The organism is Paenibacillus sp. FSL H8-0332, assembly GCF_037963835.1.
GTDB lineage: Bacteria > Bacillota > Bacilli > Paenibacillales > Paenibacillaceae > Paenibacillus_AQ > Paenibacillus_AQ rhizoplanae.
In genome coordinates this window covers 6,131,523-6,153,251 of record NZ_CP150145.1, presented here as the reverse complement: position 1 = coordinate 6,153,251, position 21,729 = coordinate 6,131,523, and the positions used below count along the sequence as shown (strand labels likewise).

At 52.6% G+C, this 21,729-nt stretch carries 20 protein-coding genes and 1 riboswitch; of the genes, 15 read left to right on the top strand and 5 right to left on the bottom strand.

Features of this window, described 5'->3' with window-relative positions; genetic code table 11:
* Positions 1–80 precede the first annotated feature (80 nt).
* A complete protein-coding gene (locus tag NST43_RS26680) occupies positions 81–731 on the top strand; it encodes a nitroreductase family protein (protein WP_339220349.1) in 651 nt (216 codons plus the stop codon).
* Positions 732–811: 80 nt separating this feature from the next.
* Here NST43_RS26680 and NST43_RS26675 read toward each other — a convergent pair whose 3' ends face one another.
* Complete coding sequence (locus tag NST43_RS26675; protein ID WP_209991840.1) at positions 812–2,299, bottom strand: amino acid permease; 1,488 nt, start codon at positions 2,297–2,299, stop codon at positions 812–814.
* 152 nt (positions 2,300–2,451) lie between these two features.
* Positions 2,452–2,669: riboswitch (Lysine riboswitch) on the bottom strand.
* Positions 2,670–2,766: 97 nt separating this feature from the next.
* A complete protein-coding gene (locus NST43_RS26670) occupies positions 2,767–3,900 on the bottom strand; it encodes a virulence factor (RefSeq protein ID WP_339220348.1) in 1,134 nt (377 codons plus the stop codon).
* 252 nt (positions 3,901–4,152) lie between these two features.
* Between NST43_RS26670 and NST43_RS26665 the strand changes: the two genes are divergently transcribed.
* Together NST43_RS26665 and NST43_RS26660 are read left to right on the top strand one after the other, a co-directional pair.
* Positions 4,153–5,151: an MBL fold metallo-hydrolase gene (locus NST43_RS26665; protein ID WP_209991842.1), complete on the top strand. Its 999-nt coding sequence runs from the start codon at positions 4,153–4,155 to the stop codon at positions 5,149–5,151.
* Positions 5,152–5,246: 95 nt separating this feature from the next.
* A complete protein-coding gene (locus NST43_RS26660) occupies positions 5,247–6,872 on the top strand; it encodes an ATP-binding cassette domain-containing protein (RefSeq protein WP_339220346.1) in 1,626 nt (541 codons plus the stop codon).
* A 112-nt stretch (positions 6,873–6,984) separates the two neighbouring features.
* Here NST43_RS26660 and NST43_RS26655 read toward each other — a convergent pair whose 3' ends face one another.
* The gene (locus NST43_RS26655) at positions 6,985–7,170 is read right to left on the bottom strand and encodes a hypothetical protein (protein WP_209991844.1); all 186 of its coding nucleotides are present in this window, start codon (positions 7,168–7,170) and stop codon (positions 6,985–6,987) included.
* Positions 7,171–7,304: 134 nt separating this feature from the next.
* Between NST43_RS26655 and NST43_RS26650 the strand changes: the two genes are divergently transcribed.
* On the top strand, positions 7,305–8,174 hold the full coding sequence (locus NST43_RS26650) for a cation diffusion facilitator family transporter (RefSeq protein WP_209991845.1): 870 nt from the start codon (positions 7,305–7,307) through the stop codon (positions 8,172–8,174).
* A gap of 212 nt (positions 8,175–8,386) precedes the next feature.
* The gene (locus NST43_RS26645; RefSeq protein WP_209991846.1) at positions 8,387–9,460 is read left to right on the top strand and encodes an SH3 domain-containing protein; all 1,074 of its coding nucleotides are present in this window, start codon (positions 8,387–8,389) and stop codon (positions 9,458–9,460) included.
* Positions 9,461–9,707: 247 nt separating this feature from the next.
* Here the strand turns inward: NST43_RS26645 and NST43_RS26640 are convergent, their stop codons facing one another.
* Together NST43_RS26640 and NST43_RS26635 are read right to left on the bottom strand one after the other, a co-directional pair.
* Complete coding sequence (locus tag NST43_RS26640; RefSeq protein ID WP_209991847.1) at positions 9,708–10,115, bottom strand: hypothetical protein; 408 nt, start codon at positions 10,113–10,115, stop codon at positions 9,708–9,710.
* Between the two features lie 281 nt (positions 10,116–10,396).
* Positions 10,397–10,564 carry a DUF1328 domain-containing protein gene (locus tag NST43_RS26635; protein WP_036730311.1) on the bottom strand — a complete coding sequence of 56 codons (168 nt, stop codon included), beginning with the start codon at positions 10,562–10,564 and terminating at the stop codon, positions 10,397–10,399.
* A gap of 201 nt (positions 10,565–10,765) precedes the next feature.
* On the opposite strand from NST43_RS26635, the gene NST43_RS26630 reads away from it, so the two are divergent.
* The 10 genes from NST43_RS26630 (at position 10,766) to NST43_RS26585 (ending at position 21,678) form a co-directional block, all read left to right on the top strand.
* Positions 10,766–11,272: a DUF948 domain-containing protein gene (locus tag NST43_RS26630; RefSeq protein WP_209991848.1), complete on the top strand. Its 507-nt coding sequence runs from the start codon at positions 10,766–10,768 to the stop codon at positions 11,270–11,272.
* Positions 11,273–11,342: 70 nt separating this feature from the next.
* Positions 11,343–11,879 (top strand): hypothetical protein, encoded by a 537-nt coding sequence (locus tag NST43_RS26625; RefSeq protein ID WP_339220342.1) that lies wholly within the window; start codon positions 11,343–11,345, stop codon positions 11,877–11,879.
* A gap of 91 nt (positions 11,880–11,970) precedes the next feature.
* On the top strand, positions 11,971–12,318 hold the full coding sequence (locus NST43_RS26620; RefSeq protein ID WP_209991850.1) for a general stress protein: 348 nt from the start codon (positions 11,971–11,973) through the stop codon (positions 12,316–12,318).
* A 210-nt stretch (positions 12,319–12,528) separates the two neighbouring features.
* On the top strand, positions 12,529–13,701 hold the full coding sequence (locus NST43_RS26615; protein WP_339220341.1) for a SpoIIE family protein phosphatase: 1,173 nt from the start codon (positions 12,529–12,531) through the stop codon (positions 13,699–13,701).
* Positions 13,698–17,366, top strand: coding sequence for a response regulator (locus tag NST43_RS26610; protein WP_339220340.1), 3,669 nt, complete (start codon positions 13,698–13,700; stop codon positions 17,364–17,366). The genes NST43_RS26615 and NST43_RS26610 overlap by 4 nt, the downstream gene beginning before the upstream one ends.
* A 90-nt stretch (positions 17,367–17,456) precedes the next feature.
* Positions 17,457–18,317 (top strand): protein-glutamate O-methyltransferase CheR, encoded by an 861-nt coding sequence (locus NST43_RS26605; RefSeq protein WP_339225534.1) that lies wholly within the window; start codon positions 17,457–17,459, stop codon positions 18,315–18,317.
* A 17-nt stretch (positions 18,318–18,334) separates the two neighbouring features.
* Positions 18,335–20,005, top strand: a complete 1,671-nt coding sequence (locus NST43_RS26600) for a response regulator (protein WP_339220339.1) — start codon at positions 18,335–18,337, stop codon at positions 20,003–20,005.
* A gap of 96 nt (positions 20,006–20,101) precedes the next feature.
* Positions 20,102–20,440: an STAS domain-containing protein gene (locus NST43_RS26595; protein WP_036694974.1), complete on the top strand. Its 339-nt coding sequence runs from the start codon at positions 20,102–20,104 to the stop codon at positions 20,438–20,440.
* A gap of 18 nt (positions 20,441–20,458) precedes the next feature.
* Entirely contained in the window at positions 20,459–20,911 is a 453-nt protein-coding gene (gene rsbW, locus NST43_RS26590; protein WP_173139715.1) for an anti-sigma B factor RsbW, read from the top strand.
* The gene (locus tag NST43_RS26585; protein ID WP_209991855.1) at positions 20,908–21,678 is read left to right on the top strand and encodes a sigma-70 family RNA polymerase sigma factor; all 771 of its coding nucleotides are present in this window, start codon (positions 20,908–20,910) and stop codon (positions 21,676–21,678) included. The genes rsbW and NST43_RS26585 overlap by 4 nt, the downstream gene beginning before the upstream one ends.
* The last annotated feature ends 51 nt before the right edge of the window (positions 21,679–21,729 follow it).

Here is a 21,729-nt window from a genome sequence, read left to right as displayed (position 1 = left end):
GAACTATAGTTTATAGTTTACAATTCTCCTAGTGATGATTCAATATCAGCACATTATATATAAAAAGGAGAGAAGTAACTATGAGCACAATGACAGGCAAATTCCACAAAACCAATGATTTCAATGCAATCGTCCTGGAGCGCCGTTCCGTGAAAGTCTATGATCCTGAGGTGAAAATCAGCAGAGAGGAAATGACCGAGATTCTGGCGGAAGCTTCCCGCGCCCCCTCTGCCGTTAACCTGCAGCCATGGCGTTTCCTGGTCATTGACAGCGCTGAAGGCAAAGCGAAGCTTGCACCGCTGGCCACCTTCAACCAGACCCAGGCGCTCACCTCTTCGGCTGTGATTGCGGTATTTTATGATACGAACAACGTTGAATATATGGACGAAATTTTCGGCAAGGCTGTGGAGCTTGGGTACATGCCCCGCGAGGTGATGGATATGCAGCTGCAGCAGGTTAAGCCTTATTATGCGAAGATTTCCGCGTCCGAATTACGGGATATGAATCTGATTGACTCGGGGCTTATCTCTATGCAACTGATGCTTGTTGCCCGTGCGCACGGCTACGATACCAATCCGATGGCCGGGTTTGACAAGGAGCATATTGCAGAAGCTTTTGGCCTGGACAAAGAACGGTTCCAGCCGGTCATGCTGATCTCGATAGGCAAAGCCGCCAAAGAGGGGTATCCATCCTACCGTCTGCCGGTCGAAACGATCACCACCTGGGCATAATCAAGCTATCCCTATTTAAAAGACCGGTTTTGGCCCGCTGCTGCGGGATCAAAACCGGTCTTTTGCTATGCTGCAATGAATCAGTCTGCGTGGGTGCTCAGGTCACACTTCTCCAGCGGGATAAGGCTGCTTTTGCGGAACCAGCCATAGCCCAGCCAAATCAGCAGGAACAGCGGCACGCTGACATAGGAGACCAGAATGCCGTACCAGTCGATCTTCGCACCGGTGAAAGCACCCATGTTCTGGCCGAATACGGCTACCATACAGAGGGCGAAGGCAAACAGCGGACCGAAAGGGAACCATCTTGCCCGGTAAGGCAGCTCATCCAGTGAATGGCCCTGCTTCACAAAGGCCCGGCGGAAGCGATAATGGCAGACGGCAATTCCGAGCCAGTTGATGAAGCCGCACATCCCGGAAGCGTTAAGCAGCCAATTGTACACCGCGCCGTCTCCGAAGAAGGAGGCGAGGAAGGCGAGCATGCCGACAGCGGTGGTCACGAGCAGCGCGCCTACAGGAACACCTCTGCGGTTCAGCTTACCGAGCGCGCGCGGTGCCATTCCATCCTTGGCCATGGCGTACAGGACGCGGGTGGAAGCATACATTCCCGAGTTACCGGCAGACAGCACGGAGCTGAGAATCACGGCATTCATTACCGAGGCGGCAATCGCCAGCCCTGCTTTGTTAAAGACGATCGTGAACGGGCTGACGCCGATATCATCAATACCTCCGCGGAGCAGATCTGGATTTGTATAAGGAATCAGCAGGCCGATGACGGCAATGGCAAAAATATAGAAGATCAGGATGCGCCAAAACACCTGGCGGATCGCAATCGGCACGTTCCGGCGCGGGTTCTCGCTCTCTCCGGCGGCGACACCGACCAGTTCCGTTCCCTGGAAGGAGAACCCGGCGGCCATGAAGACCCCGACGAAGGCGAAGAAGCCGCCATGGAACGAGCTGCCTCCCAGTTGGAAGTTGCTGAAGCCCACCGCCTTGCCGCCCATAATCCCGAAGATCATCAGGACACCGACGATGAGGAAGAAGACCACCGTAATAATCTTGATAATGGCGAACCAGTATTCCGACTCGCCGTACCCCCGCGCAGACAGGAAGTTCAGGCCGAACATGAGTGACAGGAAGAGCAGACTCCACAGGAAAGAGGGACTGTCCGGGAACCAATACTTAATAATAACGGTGGCTGCTGAGAGTTCGGCTGCTATGGTCACCGCCCAGTTGTACCAGAAGTTCCAGCCGATAGCGAAGCCGAAGGCGGGGCTGACGAACCGCGTGCCGTAGGTGCTGAAGGAACCGGAATCGGGCAGATAGGTTGCCAGCTCCCCAAGGCTGGTCATCAGAAAATAGACCATAATGCCGACGGCCGTGTAGGCGAGCAGTGCTCCGCCCGGACCGGAGGAGGCAATGGCCCCGCCGCTGGCGAGGAACAGTCCGGTTCCGATCGAGCCGCCGAGGGCGATCATGGTCAGATGTCTTGCTTTGAAGGATTTGCGCAGGCCCGGTGTATTGGCGTTGCCCGCCTGTACTACCGGCCGTTTTGGCTGTTGTGGTTGCATGAATAAGACACTCCCTTTAGATTGATGGTTCTGTTCACAGGGGGAGTGCCGCTGCCTGCATATGCCAGTGTCTTCTTCCCGGCATGATGCACGCAAAAAAACCGCAGACGGACGCTGCGGTTTCCTGATTATGGGCTCCGCATCATACTCCCTGTTAAGATAGCGCAACACGGTGCAGCTCCCGCAGTCTCCTGACAGGCGGCAATACACAGTGACAGTTCCGCGCCTTTCGGCAAACGGCCCCAATCGTAGCTGCGGACTAAGAGCAGCAGTTACGATTTCGGCGGATATTCCTTTGGGCACGTATCACCGATGGCTCTTAGGCATCTCCACGCGCTTACTCTTCTTATCCGCGACCTCTACCTCATCCTAGGTATGATGAGGCTATCTTTGAACGATATGAACAACAGGAATCAGTATAAGGCATACCGGCTTCTCAGGCAATGACAAAATACGGCAGGTTCACGTTAGCTCCGCCGGCGCTCCGACATCTGCTGCCAGACGGTGCCCGCGGCTTCTTCGCCGGACAGAATCCGCTCGAGCGCCATCTTGGCCTGCAGCCCAACCTCGAATTCGGGGTCTTCGGCAGCAACGCTCAGCGCGTCCTGAGCCTCGGCGGTCCCGACTTCGTAGAGGAAGCGTGCCGCCCGCCAGCGCACCAGCTTGCTGGCATCACTCAGCGACGCCGTCATCACCGGCGTCGCAGCCGGGTCGCCGATGTCGGAGAGCGTGTCCCCGGCTGTGCGCCGCACGGCCGGGGCGCTGTCCTTCATCGCCTCATAGAGCAGCTCCATCGCACCGGGCGTGCGGATGTCGCCCAGGTACACGACCGCCAATCTGCGAATCTGCAGCTTGGGGTCATGGAGCGCCGCCCGCAGCTCCGGCAGGAGCTGCTCGCCCGGCGCCAGATCCTCCAGCGCGGCGTAGCGCACGCGCCAATCCTCGGCGTGCAGGTCTCGCAGCAGCTCGGCCTGCTCCTTCTTGTGCCGCTGCTCGACGAACTCGCCGGCAGCCCCGTGCGCGATGGCCTGCTGCACGAGGGAGTCGAGGCGTTCCTGCGGATACGCCGCTTCCAGCTCCTGCTCGACCTCGCGGGCAATCTCCGGCGGCTCGCCGTAGCGTACGCCGTAATCGCTGAGCTTACGCTCCTTGATCATCACAGCGCTGGCCACATCGGTCACTGCCTGGGTGAAACGGCTGGAGAGGGCGATACGCTCCTCCTTCGCGCCGGTCTTGACGCGGATCTGGATCGGGATGCCGCGGAACAGCTGCACGAACACCTGGGACTCCCCGTAGTGGGTGCCGTCGTTCTCATCGCCGAGACTGTATTCCGCGCTGAGTCCGTCCGCCCCGAAGCGGTTCTGGACCTCGCGCAGAATTGCAGCCCAGTCGGCGCTGCCCTTGCGCTCCAGCGCGGCGAAGTCAGCGGCATGATAGATACTCGTAACGCCTGGGATCTCCAGCATCTCCTGCGCCCAGGAAGGGGCGGAGCGCCGGGTCTCCGGGGTGTAGGTCCGGCGGATACCGGGGGCAAGGCTTTCGTCCAGATGAAGCTTCATCGTATTTGGACTCGGTGTCGGTTCAATAAATGTAATCTTCATATGTCAGCTCCTCTTCTAAGTAGCATAAGCACCGTTTGCTTTACCCGCATTTTACCTCATTTCAATGGGCGAATACAAAGTTGGCGGCAAGCCCGGACGTTTCCCGCCCAGTCATTTGGGTACAATTTGTAATGAGCGTTCCGCAGAGCCCTGTAATTTTGCAAATGATTCTGCGGAACCCTATAGTTAAGATACGGGGTTTGCCGCCGGGCAACAGAAAAGGCAAATCTGCTATAAGGAGTGGTTCTTGCTATGGCCAAAATACGTTATAACAACATCGACAATGTCAGCACCGATAAAACGCTTAAGGAATTCCGCCAATGGCGTGAGGACCGCCGGAAGAAAAAGAAGGATTACACCTATAAAGTACCGAATCATCCGCCGCGGCTGGACTATCTGGCCGGGAACCGGCTGGAGACGACGATTACGTGGATCGGGCACTCCACTTTTTTTCTGCAATACGAAGGGCTTAATATCATCACCGACCCGATCTGGGCGCGGCGGCTGGGCTTCGAGAAGCGGATCGGTCAGCCGGGCATTCCGCTCGCGGATATCCCGCCGATCGATCTGATTCTGATCTCCCACTCCCACTATGATCACCTGCATATCGCGTCCATCCGCAAGCTGTACCGGGAAGGAACAACTATTGTGGTGCCTGCCGGACTGAAGCGCAAGATGCACCGCAAAGGCTTCCCGAACTGCCAGGAAATGCAGTGGTGGCAGGAGATTACGCTGGGCGCAATCAAGCTGACGTTTGTCCCGACCCAGCACTGGACGCGGAGAACGCCGTTCGATACGAATTCCTCGCACTGGGGCGGTTATGTGCTTCAGCCGGCAGACCCGCAGAAGCACCCGGAGGGGGAGGAGGGCAAGGCGCAGCATAAGCTGCTTCCGCCTAACCTCTATTTTGCCGGGGACAGCGGCTTCTTCCCGGGCTTCAAGGAGATTGGCAGCCGCTTCAAGCTGCATGTGGCGCTGATGCCGATAGGCGCTTATGAACCTGAATGGTTCATGAACTCCCAGCATGTGAATCCCGAGGAGGCCGTGCAGGCCTTCCTTGATGTTGGCGCAGAGCTGATGATTCCGATGCACTTCGGAACCTTCAGGCTGGCCGATGACACGGCGCGTGAAGCGCTGGACCGGATGGAGCAGGCAAGGGTGGCGCAGGGGCTCAGCGAGGAGCGTATCCGTACCTTGGGCTATGGGGAGACGCTGGTCGTCCAGCCCGAGGAACGCCCGGCGGGGCAATAACACTTCTACTTAAATAAGAGCCGTAATAAGGGCCATTTTGCTTGATTTTATGCTATAATGAGCCGGAACCTAAGTGAAAAGGATGGTAATGCTTAATGATTAGCACAAGCGGCGTAACACTCCGCTACGGAAAACGCGCACTATTTGAGGACGTAAACATAAAATTCACCCCCGGCAACTGCTACGGTCTGATTGGCGCGAACGGCGCCGGCAAATCGACCTTTCTAAAGATTCTGTCCGGAGAGATTGAAGCGAACATCGGCGATGTGCATATTACACCCGGTGAACGACTGGCGATACTCAAGCAGAACCATTTCGAGTATGATGAGCATCTGGTGCTGGAGACAGTAATTATGGGCCATACCCGGCTATATGAAATTATGAAGGAGAAGGATGCTCTGTACGCTAAGAGCGACTTCACTGAAGCGGACGGACTTCGCGCGGGTGAACTGGAAGGTGAATTTGCAGAGCTGAACGGCTGGGATGCTGAGCCTGATGCGGCTGCAATGCTGATTGGCCTTGGTATTATGCGTGAGATGCATGATAAGAAAATGGCCGAACTCAGCGGCAACGAGAAGGTCCGTGTACTGCTGGCCCAAGCGTTGTTTGGACGTCCGAACAACCTGCTGCTCGATGAGCCTACCAACCATTTGGATCTTGAATCCATTGGCTGGCTGGAGAACTTCCTCATGGACTACGAAGGCACTGTTATCGTGGTATCCCATGACCGTCACTTCCTGAACAAGGTCTGCACGCATATTGCGGACATCGATTTCGGCAAAATCCAGATGTACGTCGGCAACTACGACTTCTGGTATGAGTCCAGCCAATTGGCCCAGGCCCTGCAGCGCGACTCGAACAAGAAGAAGGAAGACAAGATGAAGGAGCTGCAAGCCTTCATTCAGCGCTTCTCGGCCAATGCGTCCAAATCGAAGCAGGCGACTTCCCGTAAGAAGCAGCTCGAGAAGATTACACTGGACGATATCCGTCCTTCCAACCGTAAATACCCGTTCCTGAACTTCAAGCCGGAGCGTGAAGCCGGCAAGCAATTGCTTACGATCAGCGGCCTGACCAAGGCTGTGGACGGCGACAAGCTGCTGGATGAAGTCAGCTTTGTAGTGAACAAAGGGGATAAAATCGCTTTTGTAGGACCGCATTCCCAGCCAAAATCCCTGCTGTTCGATGTGATTATGGGCGAGGATGAAGCAGATGCGGGTGAGTATACTTGGGGAGTAACAACTACCCAGGCGTATTTCCCTAAGGATAACTCCAGCTACTTCGACGGGGTGAACATGAACCTGGTGGAGTGGCTGCGCCAGTATTCCAAGGATCAGGACGAAACCTTCCTGCGCGGATTCCTCGGCCGGATGCTGTTCGCCGGCGAAGAAGCACTGAAGAAGGCAAGCGTATTGTCCGGGGGCGAGAAGGTCCGCTGTATGCTGGCCAAGATGATGCTGAACGGGGCGAACGTGCTTGTGTTCGATGAGCCTACCAATCACTTGGACCTGGAATCGATCACCGCGCTCAATAACGGGCTGATTGACTTTGACGGCACGATCCTGTTCACCTCCCATGACCATCAGTTCATCCAGACGATTGCCAACCGCATTATCGAGATTACTCCGGCTGGAGTAATTGACCGTACGATGAGCTATGACGAGTATCTGGATAACCCGGAGATCAAGGAAATGCGTGCCCGGATGTACCCTGCAGAGGCTTAAGAACTAGATAGAGACAGAATGAACGGTAATGTGTTCATACGACAAACGGCTGCGTCGTCCCCGAAGGGATCACGCAGCCGTTTATGTTCAAAATATACAACAAATTAGAAGTCTAAGACCCGCCAGTCCGGCGGCGTTGATTGTTCGGCTTCTTGTTATTCTGGCTTTTCAGCGGTTTCGCGGAGCCGGCCTGGAAGGTTGACTCCGGTTTTCCCGAAGCATGCTGTTTCTTCTGCTCCAGCTTCTGGCGGATGGCATCGGCCAAATTAATTTTTGGTTTCTCATTGTTCTCGCTCATTATGTTACCCCCTTAGGCAGCAAGTCCTTTTCTTATTCTAAATGTTTTTAAATGCGGCTACAAGGGCAAGAATAACTCAAAGAAAGATTTCCTGTATTTATGCGGCAGGGATAGGGAGAGGGTGAGGGGCAGAGATGACCGATATTTATGAAGATATCCGCAAGGGTGAAAAGGGTGCGCTGGTCAGTATCGCCGCATATGTGATTTTGTCCGCCTTTAAGCTGGTCTGCGGTTACCTGTTCGCCTCCAGTGCACTCTTGGCAGACGGCTTCAACAATTTAACCGATATTGTAGCCTCGCTGGCGGTGCTGATCGGTCTGCGCATCTCCCGGAAGCCGCCGGATTCCGATCATACCTACGGGCATTTCCGGGCCGAGACGATTGCTGCGCTAATGGCCTCTTTTATTATGGCGCTGGTGGGCATCCAGGTCATAGTGGAAGCGGTGCGCTCGTTGTTCGAGGGAGCCAAGGCTACACCGCAGCTCTGGTCTGCCGGTGTGGCACTGGTGTGTGCCGTAGCGATGATGGGGGTATATATATATAACAAGCGTCTGGCGAAAAGAATTAATAACCATGCGCTGATGGCTGCGGCGAAGGACAATTTCTCGGATGCGATAGTCAGCGTCGGCGCGGCTGTGGGCATAGTAGGGGCACAGTTCGGGCTGCCATGGATTGATTCGGCTGCCGCCATCGGAGTCGGCTTGCTGATTATCAAGACAGCCTGGGATATTTTCCGTGATTCCACGTACCGGCTGACTGACGGCTTTGACGAAGATAAGCTGCTGGACCTGCGCAGCACCATTGCCCGGACGCCGGGCGTGGAGGGCATCAAGGATTTGAAGGCCCGTGTACATGGTAATCATGTGCTGGTGGATGTGGTCGTGGAGGTCAATGCCCGCATGACGGTCATGGAAGGGCATGAGATCAGCGACTCGATTGAAGAGCGGATGACCAAGCTGCACAACATCATGCATGTGCAAGTTCATGTGGAGCCCAAGGAGTAACATTCCATGATTTCTCCTAGTTAGCTGTAATTTCCACCAAATCCAAGGAGAAATCGAGACTATAGACCTGCATGTTACCATAAGATGGAAAGGTTTTTTGTGAAATTTGGAGCATGTTCCAAATCCCGGGTAGGCCTATAATGAGGGCAGAAAGCAACAAACGTAGCGCGCGCCGTTGTTGAATTTCTTAATACGCTAAGCGGGGGAACGCTATGATCGTATCACGCAAGAAATTTACAGCATCACTCTGGGTTTCCGCATCACTGGCATTATCCTTGGGAGTGTTCAATCCGGGACAGGCCTTCGCTGCAACCGATTCTTCGATTTCAACGTTGGCGGCATCCACCGGACAGACGGGTATCATTGAAGCTTCAGTCCGGCTGCGTACAGATCCGTCTAACAGCAGCACGATACTGAAATATCTAAATAAAGGCGACCAGGTAGTTATTCTGGAAGCTGCGGGCAGCTATTGGTACAAAGTAAGAACGGCAGAAGGGATTGTGGGGTATACAAGCTCGGGGGCTTCTTATATCCGGGTGGTTACGGCTTCCGCACCTGCCTCACAGGTTGCAGTGATCCAATCCACGGTCCGTGTCCGGGATACCCCTGGAACAAGCGGAGCAGTGGTTGGATATCTCTACAAGAATGACCAGGTTACCATCCTTGAAGAAACCAACAGCTATTGGTACAAAATAAGAACGGCAAATGGTACGGTGGGGTATACAAGCTCATCTGACCAGTATATTGTAGCGGCTGGTTCATCATCGCCTGCTCCAACACCGGCGGCGCCTGTTCCGACGCCTATGCCGACACCAGTTCCGGCACCTGTACCTACAGCCGGGCAGACGGCAGGGATTGAACCTGTGATCGCAGCGGGGATGGGCTATCTGGGAACGCCGTATGAATTCGGCTCCAGCCGCAATGATACCCGTACCTTCGATTGCTCGGATTTCATCCGCCAGATCTTCATGGACGCAGCGAACATGAAGCTGCCTGCCGATTCCCGGCAACAGGGGGATTGGGTCAAGCAGAACAGCGCTGTGGTCACGGATATAGCCGGCTTGAAACGCGGTGATTTGATGTTCTTCATGGATTATAAAGGAACTTCTCCCTCTGCTTATACAGGGATCAACAAGTCTACGGCAAGAATTACGCATGTTGCCATGTATTTGGGTGACGGGAAGCTGTTGCATACCTATTCAGTAAGCTCCGGCGGTGTAAGAGTAGATAATTTAAGCGCTTCATGGATGAACCGTTTCCTGTACGGAGGTTCGGTCATCCGCTAACATATAGAGCTATGACAGCAAGAAGCGACAGGCAGTACAAGTTTGTGACGGGTGAACTACAATCGGGTGTTTGGTGGGGTTATCCCTTCAGTAGAAGCTTCTACTGAAGGGATAACCCTTTTTGTCGTAACATGAACACACAAAAAAAGGCCGTCTGGATTAACATCCACGGGCCTTGTCAGATACATGCGTGAGTCATAGCTGCAGCACATGAGTTGAGCAGCTATGACTCCTATGTGTCAGTCGTTTATGGATTGATTACATATGCGGAGGAAGGAACCTTAATCCAGGCTGTACCCAGCCAAGTGTAGACTTCTCTCCATTCGTTGCCCATTGCGTCCTTCATGATCACTCCGGTAGTATCAACAGTCTGTGCACTCAGCCAGCCTGCAGGAGTTGCCATGCTTCCCATAGAAAGATGGAACGCTGTAGTCTTGGTCAGAATGATCTGAGGAGTCGCCGGCTTGATGTCCGCTGGCGTAATTACCGGGTCTGCCGGATTCAGGTAAGTGGCTCCGGTTACAGTAGCTACTGCATCAGAAGAAGTGGTTTTGGTAGTTGCTGTTGTTCCTGTTGTTACCTCAGCAGCGGAAGCTGTTGCTGCTATGGAAGCCATAAGACCCATTGCTACTGTTAAACTGGCTAATTTTTTCATTGATGATTCCTCCTAGGTATGTTGGTACGATTTTCTATGTTCATGCTGTGCTAATAAGGATATAAACATAATTTGCATTGTATGAACCATTGTCGGCAAGGAAATTTATTTATTCCTGTCCCGCTTGACGAGTAAAGCCTCATTCCGGTCCGAATCATGGATGACAACCTGAGCGGAAAGGCCTATACTTTTTGAAGACAGCAAGAGGCCCGGAGGTCTCCTGACGGAGACCTCCGGGCCTGCAGCACTGCCTGGAAGCAGTTAGCTAACGGTAGACTTGACTACATTGATCGTCCCCTGCGCCCCATAAAGAGGGAGACCACAAAGAGGACCAGGAAGATGTAGAACAATACTTTGGCAATACCGACAGCCGCCGCCACAATATTGAAGAATCCGAAGATACCGGCAATCAGGGCAACCACCAGCAGAATGATAGACCATCTTAACATGAGGAGTCATCCTTTCTGTGCGTTGATGTAGTCATTGTTTAAACGAGGCTTATCCATTTGAAACAGGGAGGAAAGGAAGAGGATTCCAGGGGCTTGACCTTTGTTTCGGCCGAATTCTGTAAGGGTAACTATGCAGTATCACACAGGGCAAACCGACAATTTAGACACTAGGAATTAGACACTAGGAAGGGGTTATTCAAAATGATCATTGAACTTAGCGTAGCACTGGCTGCTATCGCCTTTGCAGTACTCGTATTCTTCTTAATCAAAACCTTAAAGTCAGCGAAGGACTCGCTCGACAAGGTCAGCCAGACGCTGCAGGAGGTTCAGAAGACTATCGATGAGCTTACCTATGAAGTGAAAACAACAGTCCGGCATGCCAATGACATCACTGCTGATGTCCAGAGCAAAATTCAGAAGATTGACCCGATTGTGGATTCCGTGAAGAATCTGGGCGATGTCATGAACGAGCTGACATTGACCGTGAAGCAGGTATCGGTAACGGTGATCGAGAAATTCCGTAAATCACGTGAACTGAAGGATAAGGCAAAGTCGGTATCTATCGCAGAAGCCCCGTTAACACCAGCCGAGGAGAGAACCGTTCAATCCTATGAGGCAGTGAGTTCAAGCAAATCCAAGGGCAAAGTCGCAACAGCCCTCAAAGGCGTGGATGCAGCCGCCGCGATCTGGCAGAAATTCCGCCACTAATCCCTTGATGGAATGATATACGGCGGGGCACAGGACGGGGCAATACCAGCTCATGAAAGGCGGAACTCCTATGAAAATGGTTATTCTCTTGCTTGGTCTGCTTGCTCCCTTCATATCTGCAACGCCGCAAGATATGACTGTCCCTGCCGCTTCTGCAACCGCCGTACAGCTCCCGGCGATGTTCGCCTTCGAGCATAATATCGCTGCCGATCCTTACATAAGCAGCTTCGATTCCTTATCCGGCATTAGCTTATATATGACGGAAGAGGAGCTGCTGGAGGCCAAGGGAGCCCCTCAGCAGATTGCTGAAGATCCTTGGGCGGGATGCCTGGAATATTCATATGCCGATATCTCGGCTGGGGTATGCGGCGGCGTTGTCCTCTACGTTCATGCTTCACCTGCTCAGGCTGGGCAATACGGTCTGAGGCTTAACGGACAGCTACTCGATCCACAGACCATGAACGTGCGGGATATGCTGGGTGCGCCTGATTTTGAAGCCGAGGATGGGGATGTTTATATTAGGGGAGATGCTGCGTTCAAGATCTACCGCCATAAGGAGAGCGGCGAATGGGATGGATTGGATTTGTTTGACGCCAATTCCTTCTGAAGCTGTTTCAAGGGCGGGATTTCTGGTTAATGAATGCTCAGTCATCTATCCGGTGGCTTGCCCCTTACCCATTATGAAGGAGAGTGATTTCATGGATTCAATCGGTACACAGGCCTATGCCAAGCTGCTGGAGAACGGTATTCAGGCGATAGAAGAAGTGAATCGGCTCCGTAGCAGCGGCTACACCAGAGAGGATCTCTATGTGATCAGTCACGATGAAGACCGCGAAGGACGTATTGTCGACGCCGCAGATACTAATGAAGTAGGGCTGAGTGAAGAAGGGCTATTTGGTTCAATCGCCAATCTCTTCCGTTCGCGTGGCGACGCTTTACGCTTCAAGATTACTTCCCTTGGCTTCAGCGCAGCGGAGGCGGCCTTTTATGAGAAAGAGCTTGATACAGGCAAGGTTCTTGTTATTGCCAAAAGAAACCCACAATAATTCAAGCTCAGTTTGCTTGACCTCCATAGTACAATAGCGTAACCTCCAGTCCCACTAGATCTAGTGGGACTGGAGGTTACTTTGTTGAAGACGGGAACCTGTTTATGCCAATATCTAGCGGGTTGGTAACAGGCCGTGTAAATAACGTATGATAGAATGAGAGAACTGCGGGATGAAGAGCTTAACATTATACGCGTGAGGTGAGGAAGCTTGAGAATATTAATCGTAGACGACAATCCTACCAATGTAATTATTATCCGTGAAATCCTCAAGAAGGAAGATTACCGGAATTTCATAACGGCTTCGTCCGCAATAGATATGTTGAAGCTGCTGGGAGTCGGTGCGGGGGGAGAGAACGTGCAGCCCAGGCCGTCCGATGTGGACCTGATTCTGCTGGATATGATGATGCCGGAAATGGATGGAATTGAAGCCTGCCGTGTGGTCCAGCAATATGAGCACCTGAAGGATATTCCTATTATTATGGTTACGGCTGTAGGTGACTCTAAGAAGCTCGCCGAGGCGCTGGATGCCGGGGCGGTGGATTATGTGACGAAGCCGATCAATAAGGTGGAGCTGATGGCCCGTATCCGCTTGGCACTGCGGCTGAAGCGCGAGAAGGACTGGCATAAGGAGCGGGATCAGCGGATACAGGATGAATTGAAGCTCGCTGCCCTGGTACAGAATGCCGTGCTCAGTCTGCCGCTGGCCGAGGAGGCCTTGGAGGTACATGCCATCTATCAGCCTTCTTTCGAGCTGGCCGGAGATCTGTATGCCTGGTATCCGCTGGGCGACGGGCGTTATGCGGTCATCCTGCTGGATATGATGGGTCACGGCATTTCGTCCTCCCTGTTCTGCATGTTCCTGGCCTCAGTATTGAAGGATACTGTAACCACCTATGTGGAGCCGGAGAAGGTCATTCAGGAGCTGAACAGACGGTTTAACCAGCTTTATATTGAGAAGCAGCTGGTCCAGTATTATTTCACCGCTATTTATCTTGTCATTGATACCCGCATGAAGCGGATTAACTATGTGAATGCCGGACATCCGCCGGCGCTGTTCTTTGAGGGAGAGGCTAAGACGCCGGTGCTGCTTGAGAGCAACTGCCATCCGGTCGGGCTGTTTGACCGGATTGATATCCAGCAGCAGAGCCTGAGCTATGAGGACGAGGGTCATCTGGTGCTGTTCACCGACGGCCTGTTGGAGATGGTGGAGGGCGGTCAGGAGGAACAGCTGCAATTCATGATCGGGCATTTGAATTCCACTCATGACTGGCAGGAAGAGGTTATGCGCGCTGCCTTCCTGAGCGAACCTGTCAATTCGGACCGTGATGATGATAAATGTCTGGTATGGATCTCTATGAAGAAAGGAACAGATAGGCAATGAAGATTAAGGCGAAACTGCTAATCGGGTTTAGTGCGATGCTGGCCATTATGCTGGCCCTTACCATGATCGGCTATGATAGGCTGCATTATATGAGCGGCCAGCTTGACAGCTACCAGGAGAGATACAGTAAGGGCCGCGCTTCTTCGGGACTTCGCGGTGAAGTGAACGACATGGCACGGATTCTGACCACATCTATGCTTAATGCTGATACCGTAACTGTGGAAGCGCAGAAATCGGAAATCGACAGTAAGGTCCTTAAGGCCGGAGAGCACCTGGAGAACATTAAGGCCTCGCTGAAGACGGCAGAGGAACTGCAGATGTTATCACGGATTGAGAACTCCTACTCCGCTTATCTGAAGTATCAGAATAAGGTCTTGGAGATGCTCGGCGCCGGATTTTTTCAGAACGCCAATACGTACCGCAATGCAGAAGGACAGGATATTCAGAACGAGGTGCTGAACAGTCTGAATGTCCTGTCTGATTACAATGCCTTCCGGATGACCGAGGAGACTGCCACAGCCCAGGAGGCTTCCGCCAGATCGATTCAGATGGTCACCCTGATCATGGCCTTGGGGCTGCTGCTCGGGCTGGGTGTCATTCTGTGGGTGATACCGAGCATTACGCGCGGCCTAAGTGTCGTCTCCATGATGATCACCAGCTTCGGCAACGGCAAAATGCGGGCCATCCGCCGGATCAAGGTGAAGTCTAAGGATGAGATTGGTGACGTAGCCCGGGTGTTCCAGCAGATGGCTGAAGATATCGAGCAGAAACAGGAGCTTGAGCGGTCCTACGCCCAGGCCCAGAGCGATCAGGCTTGGCTGAATGCCAATATAGCCCGGGTCACGGAGCTGCTGCGCGGCGTCAGCTCGCTGGATCAGGTATCCCAGACCTTTATCAGTGAATTCACGCCTGTACTGGGAGCCCAGTATGGTGCCGTCTATCTGAAGAGCCAGGATAATCCGAACCTGCTGGTGAGCAGTGCTTTTTATGCCGGTGAGGAGGGCGTTACCCCCAAGGAGAGCTTCGAGATCGGTCAGGGACTGGTCGGGCAGAGCGCCTTGGATAAGCTGCCGATCAAGCTGACAGAGGCACCTGACAACTATATCGCGGTATCTTCCGGATTTGGGGAATCGCATCCGAGTTATATATCGATCCAGCCGCTTTTATTCGAGGATGAGGTGCTGGGTGTGGTGGAATTCGCTTCCTTCTCACCGTTCTCGGTGCTGCAGAATGAACTGCTCCATCAGCTCTCCAGTAATCTGGGGATTATTCTGAACAACATCAGCCGCAGGCTGGTGGTTGAAGAGTTGCTGCGCGAATCGCAGGCGCTCACCGAAGAGCTGCAATGCCAGTCGGAGGAGCTGCAGACCCAGCAGGAGGAGCTGCGCCGTTCCAACGAGAACCTGGAGGAGCAGACAGATGCCCTGAAGCGCTCAGAGGAGTTATTGCAGCGTCAGCAGGAAGAGCTGGAGCATTACAATACAGAGCTGGTCTCCAAGACCCGTGCGCTGCAGGATCAGGTGCAGGAGGTTGAAGAGAAGAAGGATGAAATTGAGCATGCCCGTATGCAGCTGGAGAAGCAGGCGATGCAGCTGGCGGTAACCAGCAAATACAAATCCGAGTTTCTCGCCAATATGTCCCATGAGCTGCGGACCCCGCTGAACAGCCTGTTGATCCTCTCCCAGCTCCTTAAGGAGAATAAGGAGGGCAACCTGAGCGAGAAACAGGTGGAATTCGCCCATACCATCTATATGTCAGGTGCGGATCTGCTTAAGATGATTGACGAGATTCTCGATCTGTCCAAGGTCGATGCCGGCAAAATGGAGCTGAATCATGAAGAGATTCCGCTGGTCGAGCTGAAGACCTTCGTGAAGCAGAACTTTGCTCCACTGGCTGCGCAGAAGGGGCTGTCGCTGCGCCTGTCGTTTGATGAGCCGCTGCCGGACAGCGTGTACAGTGACAGCCACAGACTGAAGCAGATCCTGCGCAACCTGTTGTCCAATGCCTTCAAATTCACCAGCGAAGGGTATATAGAGTTCTCTGTCAGCCGTGCCGACGTCAAGCGGCTGCCTGCCTATCTGCCCCATGAATATGAGTATATCTCCATATCCGTCAAAGACAGCGGCATCGGTATCCCGTCAGATAAGCTGGACATCGTCTTCGAGGCGTTCCAGCAGGTGGACGGCACGACAAGCCGCAAATATGGCGGTACGGGGCTTGGGCTGTCGATCAGCCGCGAATTAGCCCGCCTGATGGGCGGAGCCATCGGACTGGAGTCCCGTGAAGGGCAAGGAAGCGTATTTACGCTGTATCTACCCATCCAGGGAAACTTCAGCCTGCTGCCCGGAGCGATAGAAGCCGCACCTGCCGGGGAGCCCGCACAGCTTGAGAAATATCGGATACCCGTGTCAATGGATGTAGCGGGGGATATTGCCCCTACACCTGCTGTGCCTGTAGTTGTCGAAGATGACAGGGAATCCCTTGCCAGCGGCGATAAGGTGCTGCTGATAATTGAGGATGATGAGAGCTTTGCCAAGATATTGCTGAGCATGGCCCGCGGGCGCGGCTTCAAGGGGCTGGTAGCTCTACAGGGCGATACTGGCCTACAGATGGCCAAGACTATGCTGCCGGACGCAATCATTCTCGATATTCAGCTGCCCGTTATGGACGGCTGGTCGATTCTGAGGGAGCTTAAGGGCGACTCCCAGACGCGCCATATTCCAGTGCATGTAATCTCTGTGAATGATGAGATGAAGCAGGGGCTCATGATGGGGGCGATGGCCTATCTGAGAAAGCCGTCCTCCCGGGAAGCGCTTGAGCGGGCCTTCTCGCAGATTGAGAATTATACCGCAAGCACGATGAAGCATCTGCTGATCGTAGAGGACGACGATATCCAGCGCCGCTCCATCGAGGAGCTTATCGGCCATGATGATGTTGTCATTACGGCGGTTTCTTCAGGCCAGGAGGCCCTGAATGAGCTGCACACGCAGAGATACGATTGTATGGTCCTTGACCTCATGCTGGATGATATGACCGGATTCGAGCTGCTGGATCAGATCCGTGATGATGAAGAGCTGAATGATCTGCCGATTATTATTTATACCGGTAAGGATCTGGACAGCAAGGAAGAAACGCAACTCCGTAAATATGCAGAATCCATTATTATTAAGGATGTCCGCTCGCCGGAACGGCTTTTGGATGAGACAACGCTGTTCATGCACCGGGTAGAAGCAAATCTGCCGGAGGATAAGCGTAAAATTCTGCAAAAGCTGCACAATAAAGAAGAACTGTTTGACGGCAAGAAAATTCTGCTCGTCGATGATGATATCCGCAACGTCTTCGCCCTCTCCAGCGTGCTCGAAGGTTATCACATGGAAGTGAAATTTGCCGAGAACGGCCGCGAGGCCATCGACATGCTGGTCGAGCAGAGTGATTATGACCTGGTGCTGATGGATATGATGATGCCGGAGATGGATGGATATGAAGCCATGCGCCGTATCCGGCAGATGCCGCAGTACCAGAAATTGCCGATCATAGCGCTTACAGCCAAGGCGATGAAGGAGGACCGCGCCAAGTGTATTGAAGCCGGAGCCTCCGATTATATGAAGAAACCGATCAGCACCGATCAGCTTCTTTCGTTAATGCGCGTCTGGTTGTATTCGTAAGCGTGATTTCGGGGTAATAGCTATACAGTAGGTTGAAACCACGTACGGAAATAAGGCACAGGCAAGGGAGTATTGATGACAATGGCAGCGATGGAGCATGGATATGAGGAGCAGGGGAATCAGCCGGGAAGCAAGCAGGAGCTTGAACAAATTGAGATTGAGCTGCTTCTGAGCGGAGTACACCGGCTGTATGGATATGACTTCAGAAATTATGCGCTGCCTTCCTTGAAACGGCGTATCTGGCATCATGTCCATGCGGAGAGCTTACCCACTATATCTGCTCTGCAGGAGAAGGTGCTGCATGACCGTGCCTGCTTCGAACGGTTTGTATACAGCCTCTCGATCCCTGTGACAGAGATGTTCCGTGACCCGGGACTCTTCCTGACGTTCCGCCAAAAGGTCATTCCGCTCCTGCGGACCTATCCTTATATCCGGATCTGGCATGCCGGCTGCTCGACAGGCGAAGAGGTCTACTCGATGGCGATTATGCTGCATGAGGAAGGCTTGTATGATAAGGCAAGGATTTATGCAACGGACATGAACGCCCGTTCCTTGCAGCAGGCCAAAGAAGGCGTGTACGAAATTGGCAAAATGAAGCAATACACCAAGAACTACCTTGAGGCCGGAGGCACGGGGGCTTTCTCGGAATATTATACAGCGAAATATAATTCAGTAATTTTCCAGCCGTATTTACGCAAGAATATCATTTTTGCAGAGCATAATCTGGCGACAGACACTTCCTTTAATGAATTCAATGTGATCCTGTGCCGCAACGTAATGATCTACTTCAACGATGAGCTCCGCGATCATGTGCATGGCTTGTTCCATGAGAGCCTCAGCCGGTTCGGAGTACTGGTCCTCGGTTCTAAGGAATCCATTCATTTCACGCGATACAGTGATAGCTATGAGCCTCTGGACCGGGTAGAGAAAATATACCGCAAAAATAAATAGCGGGTTAGGAGGGACCTATGGGGGTTCAGGAACCGATTCATATACTGCTGGTTGACGACCGTCCCGAGAATTTGCTGGCACTCGAAGCCGTCCTTGAGAGTCAGCATTACAAGCTTGTCAAAGCCAATTCTGGAGAAGAAGCACTGCGGTGCTTATTGAAATATGAATTCGCCGTGATTGTTCTGGACGTTCAGATGCCGGGTATGGACGGGATCGAAACCGCCAAATTAATCAAAGCCCGGGAGAAGACCAAGGATATTCCGATCATCTTCATCTCTGCCAACAGCAGGGAATCGGAGCATCTATTCGCAGGGTACTCGGCCGGCGCTATTGATTATATGGTCAAACCGTTTATTCCGCAGATTCTAAAGTCTAAGATTGAAGGCTTTGTTAATATGTATCTGACCAGCAAGAAGCAGCAGCTTCAAGCGATGCAGTTGCAGCAAAAGACGCTGGAGCTTGAGCGCATGAACGGTGAATTGATCAAAGCCAAGGAAGAGGCGGAGATCGCCGCGAAGGCCAAGACCGAATTTCTTGCGATGATGAGTCACGAGATCCGCACACCGATGAATGGCGTAGTGGGCATGATTGATCTTTTGATGGAGACCCAGCTTGCTCCTGAGCAGAAGGAATACACAGAGATTATCCGGAAAAGTGCGGACACACTAATTACGGTGATTAACGATATCCTTGACTTCACCAAGATGGAGTCGGGCAAGATGGAAATGGAAGAGCAATTATTCGAGCTGAATACCACCATTCAGGAGGTATTTAGCTTGTTCTCGGCCGAAGCCGGCAAAAAAAATCTGGAACTGGCCTATTTCATCGACCAGAAGCTGCCGCGGCTGATCTATGGAGATATGGCCCGGCTGCGCCAGGTGCTGATCAACCTCGTAGCCAATGCGGTGAAATTTACCAACCAGGGCGGCGTTTATTTAGTTGCTTCCAGTCTGCCAGCAGCGGATAATAAACTGGTCATTGAATTTACAGTTAAAGATACAGGCATCGGCATTTCTCCGGAGAAATGTGACCGGCTGTTCCAGCCCTTCTCCCAGCTTGATTCATCCATGACCCGCAAATACGGAGGCACGGGCCTGGGCCTCGCCATCTGCAAATCCCTGGTGGGTATGATGGGCGGAGATATCCGCGTAGAGTCGATGGAAGAGAAGGGGGCTACCTTTGTATTCAGTATCCAGGTTGGGGTGCCGGAGCATGAGTTGGAAGGCGTCAGCCGGGAAGAGGAAGGTGCAGCGAGCGGGGTAGAAGAGGCAAGCCGGAGCAAAGTGCTGGTCGTGGATGACCATCCGATTAATCAGCGGCTTATGGTTAGCATGCTGGATAAGCTAGGATATCGTGCCGATGTTGCCGAGGACGGGAACCAGGCTGTAGAGCTGACCCGGGAATCCGTGTATGATTTTATCTTCATGGACCTGCAGATGCCGGTGATGGATGGACTTGAAGCAACCTCCCTGATTCGTGAGGAGGGCAGCGGTTCTCCGGACAAGACGGTGATCATTGCGATGACAGCGAATGTGATGGAGGGAATTCAGGACCGGTGCACCGCTGCCGGGATGGACGGTTACATCAGCAAGCCGCTTAAGCTAAGCAGCATCAAACAAATGCTCTCCAGATATTCCGGCAGGGATAATCCCGCAACCCAGCGGAACACCTCAATTTTCAATGCTTAGTCCATGAATTGCCAGTGCCGTATTGTTACTTTTTTGTTTCAACCATGTGCTATTAGGGTTATTGGTAAAGAAAACATTTAATCAGGAGAGTTGTCTATGAATACACATAAAAGCGAAAAGTTTCATGCAAAAACCGAAACTGTTGGTTCGGTATGTACTGTCTATCTGGTAGGTGAACTCGATCTGTCTGTGGCGCCAGACTTTCGTTTGGTGATGGAACCTCTAGTGGGAGATACTGGACTTGATCTAGTGATCAATCTGAAGGATCTGAAGTATATTGACAGCACCGGTATCGGAATCCTGTTGTCGATCCTCAAGGCAAGACATGGAATGGACGTTAAGTTTACCGTTGCTGAAGTTCCTCCGCAAATACAGAAGCTGTTTGACATGACCGGCATTTCCAAATTTTTTGCCTCCCAAGAGAATTCCCACTAGGAAAGGATCGAACTAAGAATGAGTGATGACGTACAAAGAGTAGTTCTTCAGTTACCCGCCAGTGCAGAATATGTCGATATCGTCAGACTTAATTTATATGGCATTGCCTCCAAGATGGGTTTCACTTATGAGGACATTGAAGATATGAAGGTAGCAGTCTCGGAAGCCTGTAATAACTCCGTGCTGTATGCTTACGGGCAGGCAGACGGTGTGGTTGATGTAATCTTTGAGGTAGGATCAAGTGTCTTATCCATTACTGTCAAAGATGAGGGGGAGAGCTTTGACGGTTTGGATGCGTCCGGGGAACGTCTGACGCTTCATGACAAGGAGCTGAATGATGTTCAGGTAGGCGGACTCGGATTCTATCTAATGCAGGCGCTGATGGATGACGTTAGCGTCGTTAGTGAAGCAGGGAAAGGAACAGTCGTTACCCTGACTAAACGGCTCAATTTCAGCGAGGAGAAAGTATGAGTGACAAAGTGACTCCCCCAGAGTCCATGAATGAAGCAGTAAGCCTGATCTGGGAATACCAGCAGACGAAAGACAATGAAATTGCAACAGTGCTCATCCGCAAATATGAACCGATGGTGAAGATGGCCGCCGGCAAAATCGCCCGTAACCGCCCGGATCTCTACGAGGATCTGTATCAGGTGGGGCAAATGGCGCTGATCCGGCTGCTGGCGCAATACGACATCAGCTTGGGGATTCCCTTCGAGCCATATGCGATGAAGAGTATGATTGGACACATGAAAAACTTCCTGCGTGATAAATCCTGGTACATACAGGTTCCGCGGCGGATTAAGGAAAAAGGCGCGCTTGTGCAGCAGGCCATTGATGAACTGACCATGCGGCTCGAACGTTCTCCGGCGGTTGAAGAGATTGCCCATTACCTGGATCTGACGGTTGAGGAAACTGTGGAAGTGCTGGCTGGCAGAGAATGTTATCATTATGTCTCCCTGGATTCACCGCTCTCTCAGGAAGAGAGTGGAGCCACACTCGGGGAATTGATCAGCTCTGACGCAAATGACTACGAGACCGTGGAGAAGCGTATGGATCTCCAGCAGGCGCTCGGACAACTGAAGGAGCAGGAGCAGCAGGTGCTGCTGCTGGCCTTCCAGGATGGCCAATCCCAGCGGGCTATTGCCCAGAAGCTGGGCGTCTCGCAGATGAGTGTGTCCCGTATCCAGAAGCGGGCTACGGAGAAGCTGAAGCAGATCATGGCTAATTCATCCTATTAAATATCAATGCCATTATAATTACCAGGGCAGGCTCTATCCCTTACGGGATGG

Bases quoted from the DNA above. Each gene is read 5' to 3' on its own strand.
- NST43_RS26635 (WP_036730311.1), bottom strand. From the start codon at position 10,564: ATGTTAAGATGGTCTATCATTCTGCTGGTGGTTGCCCTGATTGCCGGT.
- NST43_RS26620 (WP_209991850.1), top strand. From the start codon at position 11,971: ATGGATTCAATCGGTACACAGGCCTATGCCAAGCTGCTGGAGAACGGT.
- NST43_RS26605 (WP_339225534.1), top strand. From the start codon at position 17,457: ATGGAGCATGGATATGAGGAGCAGGGGAATCAGCCGGGAAGCAAGCAG.
- NST43_RS26640 (WP_209991847.1), bottom strand. From the start codon at position 10,115: ATGAAAAAATTAGCCAGTTTAACAGTAGCAATGGGTCTTATGGCTTCC.
- NST43_RS26680 (WP_339220349.1), top strand. From the start codon at position 81: ATGAGCACAATGACAGGCAAATTCCACAAAACCAATGATTTCAATGCA.
- NST43_RS26585 (WP_209991855.1), top strand. From the start codon at position 20,908: ATGAGTGACAAAGTGACTCCCCCAGAGTCCATGAATGAAGCAGTAAGC.
- NST43_RS26675 (WP_209991840.1), bottom strand. From the start codon at position 2,299: ATGCAACCACAACAGCCAAAACGGCCGGTAGTACAGGCGGGCAACGCC.
- NST43_RS26645 (WP_209991846.1), top strand. From the start codon at position 8,387: ATGATCGTATCACGCAAGAAATTTACAGCATCACTCTGGGTTTCCGCA.
- NST43_RS26600 (WP_339220339.1), top strand. From the start codon at position 18,335: ATGGGGGTTCAGGAACCGATTCATATACTGCTGGTTGACGACCGTCCC.
- rsbW (WP_173139715.1), top strand. From the start codon at position 20,459: ATGAGTGATGACGTACAAAGAGTAGTTCTTCAGTTACCCGCCAGTGCA.
- NST43_RS26660 (WP_339220346.1), top strand. From the start codon at position 5,247: ATGATTAGCACAAGCGGCGTAACACTCCGCTACGGAAAACGCGCACTA.
- NST43_RS26670 (WP_339220348.1), bottom strand. From the start codon at position 3,900: ATGAAGATTACATTTATTGAACCGACACCGAGTCCAAATACGATGAAG.
- NST43_RS26630 (WP_209991848.1), top strand. From the start codon at position 10,766: ATGATCATTGAACTTAGCGTAGCACTGGCTGCTATCGCCTTTGCAGTA.
- NST43_RS26650 (WP_209991845.1), top strand. From the start codon at position 7,305: ATGACCGATATTTATGAAGATATCCGCAAGGGTGAAAAGGGTGCGCTG.
- NST43_RS26625 (WP_339220342.1), top strand. From the start codon at position 11,343: ATGAAAATGGTTATTCTCTTGCTTGGTCTGCTTGCTCCCTTCATATCT.
- NST43_RS26665 (WP_209991842.1), top strand. From the start codon at position 4,153: ATGGCCAAAATACGTTATAACAACATCGACAATGTCAGCACCGATAAA.
- NST43_RS26655 (WP_209991844.1), bottom strand. From the start codon at position 7,170: ATGAGCGAGAACAATGAGAAACCAAAAATTAATTTGGCCGATGCCATC.
- NST43_RS26595 (WP_036694974.1), top strand. From the start codon at position 20,102: ATGAATACACATAAAAGCGAAAAGTTTCATGCAAAAACCGAAACTGTT.
- NST43_RS26610 (WP_339220340.1), top strand. From the start codon at position 13,698: ATGAAGATTAAGGCGAAACTGCTAATCGGGTTTAGTGCGATGCTGGCC.